Origin of the sequence: Rhodoplanes roseus (assembly GCF_003258865.1) — a bacterium.
GTDB lineage: Bacteria > Pseudomonadota > Alphaproteobacteria > Rhizobiales > Xanthobacteraceae > Rhodoplanes > Rhodoplanes roseus.
On record NZ_NPEX01000524.1, the window covers coordinates 1 to 2,014 of the forward strand.

Annotated in this window: 2 protein-coding genes and 1 pseudogene; all 3 read right to left on the bottom strand. The window is 71.4% G+C overall.

The window, feature by feature from the left end:
* Nucleotides 1-36: 36 nt before the first annotated feature.
* A complete protein-coding gene (locus CH341_RS30935; RefSeq protein ID WP_111423475.1) occupies nucleotides 37-945 on the bottom strand; it encodes an NAD(P)-dependent oxidoreductase in 909 nt (302 codons plus the stop codon).
* Nucleotides 942-1,649, bottom strand: coding sequence for a 4-carboxy-4-hydroxy-2-oxoadipate aldolase/oxaloacetate decarboxylase (locus CH341_RS30940; protein WP_111423477.1), 708 nt, complete (start codon nucleotides 1,647-1,649; stop codon nucleotides 942-944). Before CH341_RS30940 ends, CH341_RS30935 begins: the two co-directional genes overlap by 4 nt.
* Nucleotides 1,646-2,014: pseudogene (locus CH341_RS30945) on the bottom strand (PIG-L domain-containing protein); the annotation flags it as partial. The pseudogene CH341_RS30945 and the gene CH341_RS30940, both read right to left, overlap by 4 nt.

Consider the following 2,014-nt stretch of genomic DNA (forward strand, 5'->3'; position numbering starts at 1 on the left):
GGACGGGGCGGCGCGCCGTCGGGCGCCGCCCGAGGATCAGGCGCTCGCCTTCATCTCGGCGGCGCGCACCTTGCGGTCCAGCTCGGCGAGGACGTCGATGTAGGACTTGGGCGCTCCGCCCGGCCACGAGACGTCGCGCAGCCGCTCGTGGGCCCAGCCGATCCGCTGGCCGACCGCCTTCGACATGATCGGATCGAGGCCGAGCTCCGCCACCGTGTCGGCGGACTCCGCCATCTCGGTGACACGGCGCGCCCCGTGGATCGCGGTGCGGCCCAGGTAGTAGGTCGCGACCTCGCGCCAGTCGAGGCCCGGGAAGGTCTCGCCGATCGAGTCGAGGATGCGCTCCTCGATGTTCCATCGCTTGGCGCAGAGCAGCGACTCGAGCAGCAGCGCCTCGATGCCCTTGACCATGATGCTGCGGAGCATCTTGTTGAGCGACGCCTGCCCGACCGTGTCGCCGACCGCCTCGGCCGCCATGCCGAGCGTGCCGAGCCGCGCCGCCAGCTCCTGCGCCTTCGGGCCGGCCAGCAGCAGGGGGACGCGATGCCCGTAGGGCGGCACCCGCGCCATCACGGCCGCCTCGACGAAGTCGGCGCCGGACGGCGCCACGGCGGCGCCGACCTTGCGCTTGGTGCCGGGCGACACCGAGTTCATGTCGACGTAGACGCAGCCCGGCTTCAGCACCTCGGCGGCCGACCGCGCGGCGGCGACCGCGGCGCTGCCGACGACGAGCGACAGCATCACGGTGGCGCCGTCGGCGGCCTCGCGCAGATCCGTGCACGGGGTGACGCCGCACGCCGCCGCCGCCTCGCGCAGCGCCGCGCCCTGCGGTCCGGCGAAGCGCAGGTCGTAGGCCTTCACGGCGACCTTCGCCTCCTCGACCAGGCCGGCCGCGATGCTCCGGCCCGCCTCGCCGAAGCCGATCAATGCGACGCGTTCGGTCATCGTCGCGCCTCCGTCTCGGCGAGGCTGTCCACCCAGCGGAAGCCGGCTTTCAGCAGAGGCTCGCGCATCTTGTACATGTCGAGGCCGAGCTCGCCGGCGGCGAGCTTCTTGCGCTTGTCCTCCTCGTTGGCGACCCGCTTGGCGGCCGCCGCGGCGACCGCGTCGGCGTCCCGGCGCGGCACCACCACGACGCCGTCGTCGTCGGCGACGATCACGTCGCCCGGATTGACCAGCGCACCGGCGCAGACCACCGGGACGTTGACGGAGCCGAGCGTCGCCTTCACGGTGCCCTTCGCCGAGACGGCGCGCGACCACACCGGGAAGCTCATCTCGGTGAGAGTCTTCACGTCGCGCACGCCGGCGTCGATCACCAGACAGACGCCGCCCCGCGCCTTCAGCGAGGTGGCGAGCAGGTCGCCGAACATGCCGTCGGTGTTGTCGGCCGTGACGCCGACCACCAGCACGTCGCCCGGACGGAGCTGCTCGATGGCGACGTGGATCATCCAGTTGTCGCCCGGTTGCGCCAGCACCGTGACGGCGCTGCCGGCCACCTGGGCGCCCGGATAGATCGGGCGCATGTAGGGCTTCATCAGGCCGAGGCGGCCTTGCGCCTCGTGCACGGTGGCGACGCCGTGCTCGGCCAGCGTCGCGATGCTTTCGGACGCGGCGCGTTCGATATTGCGGACGCAGACGCCGGTGGTCATGCGAGCTCCTCCAGGGCCATCGGGAACAGACGCTGATAGGCCTCGCCGTAGGTCATCGGCTTGCCGGTGTTGCGCCCGCCCTGCACGCCGCGCTGCAGCGCCACGCGCTCGTAATAGGCCCACAGGTGCTTCTGCGCGGCGAGGATCTCGAAGGTCTTGCGCTTGATCTCCCACACCTCGTCGATGTTGAGGATCACCTGGGGCTTGAAGTTGCACATCTCCGTCTGATGCGGCTCGAACAGGAACACGGGCGGCGCCGCGTAGGTGTAGCTCGCGCCCGGCTTGTGGCCCATCGCCTGGGCGATGATGCGGGCCTCCTGGGCGAAGCGCGCCGCCTCCGGATGGTCGACGTTATAAGGATCCTC

Bases quoted from the DNA above. Each gene is read 5' to 3' on its own strand.
- CH341_RS30935 (WP_111423475.1), bottom strand. From the start codon at position 945: ATGACCGAACGCGTCGCATTGATCGGCTTCGGCGAGGCGGGCCGGAGC.
- CH341_RS30940 (WP_111423477.1), bottom strand. From the start codon at position 1,649: ATGACCACCGGCGTCTGCGTCCGCAATATCGAACGCGCCGCGTCCGAA.